The sequence below is a fragment of the Enterobacter cloacae complex sp. P12RS genome (assembly GCF_014895875.1).
Taxonomy (GTDB): Bacteria; Pseudomonadota; Gammaproteobacteria; order Enterobacterales; family Enterobacteriaceae; genus Enterobacter; species Enterobacter bugandensis.
On sequence record NZ_JADBQO010000085.1, the window covers coordinates 1 to 2,582 of the forward strand.

At 45.1% G+C, this 2,582-nt stretch carries 2 protein-coding genes; both read left to right on the plus strand.

The genetic code is table 11. From position 1 onward, the window contains the following. The coding region (locus IM284_RS22945) for an acetyl-CoA carboxylase biotin carboxylase subunit family protein (RefSeq protein WP_193055964.1) at positions 1-1,214 on the plus strand (1,214 nt) is incomplete at its 5' end. Then, positions 1,211-2,395, plus strand: coding sequence for an MFS transporter (locus IM284_RS22950; protein ID WP_047955807.1), 1,185 nt, complete (start codon positions 1,211-1,213; stop codon positions 2,393-2,395). The genes IM284_RS22945 and IM284_RS22950, both read left to right, overlap by 4 nt. The last annotated feature ends 187 nt before the right edge of the window (positions 2,396-2,582 follow it).

Consider the following 2,582-nt stretch of genomic DNA (forward strand, 5'->3'; position numbering starts at 1 on the left):
GAATAAACAAGATATCGGTGAAATATATTAGTGACGCTATTCGCAATGCAGGTCACGACCTTATTCTTTCTATTGATAAATCTGCACTTTGTGGCGATGCCCTACAAGCAATTAGTGATGTTCAATGTATTCCTCTTTTTTCTGACCATAATACTCTGTCTGACTATTTGAATGCCAATCCGGATGTCACTCAGAATATCCACAGCATTACTACTTTTTTTGATGAATTATTCCCGATGGTCAACAAAATCGCGGAGGAGTTTAACTTTAGAGGACCACCCTCCGTCTTTGCTGAGCTGGCGTCAAAATATGCGGTCGGTAAGATCGTCCCTGAGCATGTTCCGGAAGAGGTACAAATCTCATTTTCCGAAGATAAATTCGTTCTACCTTGGCTTAAGGTACGTGAAAGCAATACGATCATATTGAAACCAGCGATCGGTTCAGGCGCGCTTGCTACATCCACACTGCATATTGAAGCAGACCGGGACCCGACGCATACGATCAAGTCAGCGATAATAGCAAGCGGTGCTAAATCCTGTGAAACCCTTCCCTGGATTATCCAAGAATATTGTTCAGGAACGCTAGTGAGCATGGAAGGATTTGTGCAGGGAGGTAAAACTATTTACCTAGGGTTGTCCAGACGTGAAAGAGTTCGGTTTACTGAGGTGGCAAACCATTTTCCAAACGACTGCGGTATTGAGCCCATCGTACATGCAAAAATTCAGGCGGCTATTCACGATCTTGTCTTACGTTCAGGATTTGATAACGGATTCTTCCACTGTGAATTTATCGCCACAGATACGACAGCATATCTTATTGATGCCAATATGGGACGTTTAGGTGGGGCAACTATCGTAGAACAGGTTGCTCTGGCCTATGGATATTCTCCTTCAACTGTTTTGCAGCATGCAGCATTACTCCCATTAGGTCTGGCAGAATCCGTCCCCGCATATGACCAAGCAGCGCAGATCAATAATACCTTGAGCTACTGGTATGGTCTGGCAGAAGAATCGGTTATCCGTGGATGGGACGTTCCGGCGATTTCATCCATTCATACCCCGATAGCCAGTCCAGGCAGCCGCATCCAGCCTGTGGGGGTATCGGATTATTCGTGGGTCGGGATGCTTACCGGGTACACCGACATTGTTCAGCAGGAAATCAACCTGATACGCGTAAAAACTGACCATGGGGACAGGATACCTGTATTCAAATGATATACATTATTCGCTTTTTCTCAGCTGCGGCCTGGAGCTTTTTTTATCCCTTCATGGCTGTCTGGCTTAATAGCGTTGTGGGACTCAGCAGTAGCGCTGCCGGTATCGTCGTCGGGTTTGCTATTGTGGCGAACCGTACAGGCGCGCTCGCTTTCCATCGCCTGCTGGACAAAACAGAACGAAAAGCAGAGATCGCACTGACGCTGTTGGGTGTTGCCATATCAGCATTCCTGATGCTCGTTGCAGCAGCAATGGGCGTTTCTGATATCTTTGTCTGGATTGTTCTTGCAACGTTATTTGGCCTGACTAACTCTGTATCAGTCATATCGCAAATTTCATACATCGTGCATGTTTTCCATGACGGCGAGCATGAGCGTGTGCTTTCATATGAAAACGTTGCAGCCAATGCTGGCGCTGGTATTGCACCATTTCTGGCGTCCTTCATGCTTTCAGGTACAGGTTACTGGTTTGTTGCCTTTCCCTTGTTACTTGGGACACTGGGCGCAATAGCCACCCGTCCTCTACCCTCTGCAACCCATCCTGAGGTGGCTGACACAAAAAGTGAAACAGCGAATTCATCAGAGGATACTGGTAATCACCAAATTATCGCTTTTATGGTGATTAATTTCCTGACGATGGTTGGCTATGCCCAGTTTTATTATGTATTGCCGACCTATGCGGTGGAAAAGTTTTCCAGTGAACTGGTAGGCACTCTATTTCTTCTATCAAGTATTATCATCATTATCGGACAGGTTTATATCACTTCATTCTCACAGAGGATAAGCCGACTATGGCGGGTTGTTATTTCAAACTTATGTATCGGTTCAGGATGTGCATTATTAATATTCTCATCTGAGCAGCAAGCCGTTCTGTATATCGTTGTCGTCCTGATAGTAACCGGAGAAATGATTTGTGGTCCGTTGTATCAGGCGCAGGCAGTTAGAATCTGGCGAGGACGTCGATCTGTTGTAATGGCAATACAGACCTGTGTCTGGGGCGCTGCTGAAGCCACTGCTACAGTAGCAGGGCTGTTACTTATTGCAGGAAAGCTGAGTGTTATTTCCTTCCTGTTGGGAGTTTTGACCTGTTTTATTGCAGCAGCTGGAGCATGGTTATCAATACTCCAGAAACGACCTTTAATCGGTATTGATACGGATAAAAATTTCGCAGACTCTTCATAATCAGACGAGGCCAACACTATAACATAATGATTGTGGTAACAGTTGTTACCGCAACGTATGTGAATGCTGCGGAAAACGGCATCATTAACTTTACGAACATCATGCATGACAATCTTAAAACTTTCTGAGTATATAATCTGATTTATCCGTAGGCAGTGGCACACGATTTTTTAAAATACATCAAAGA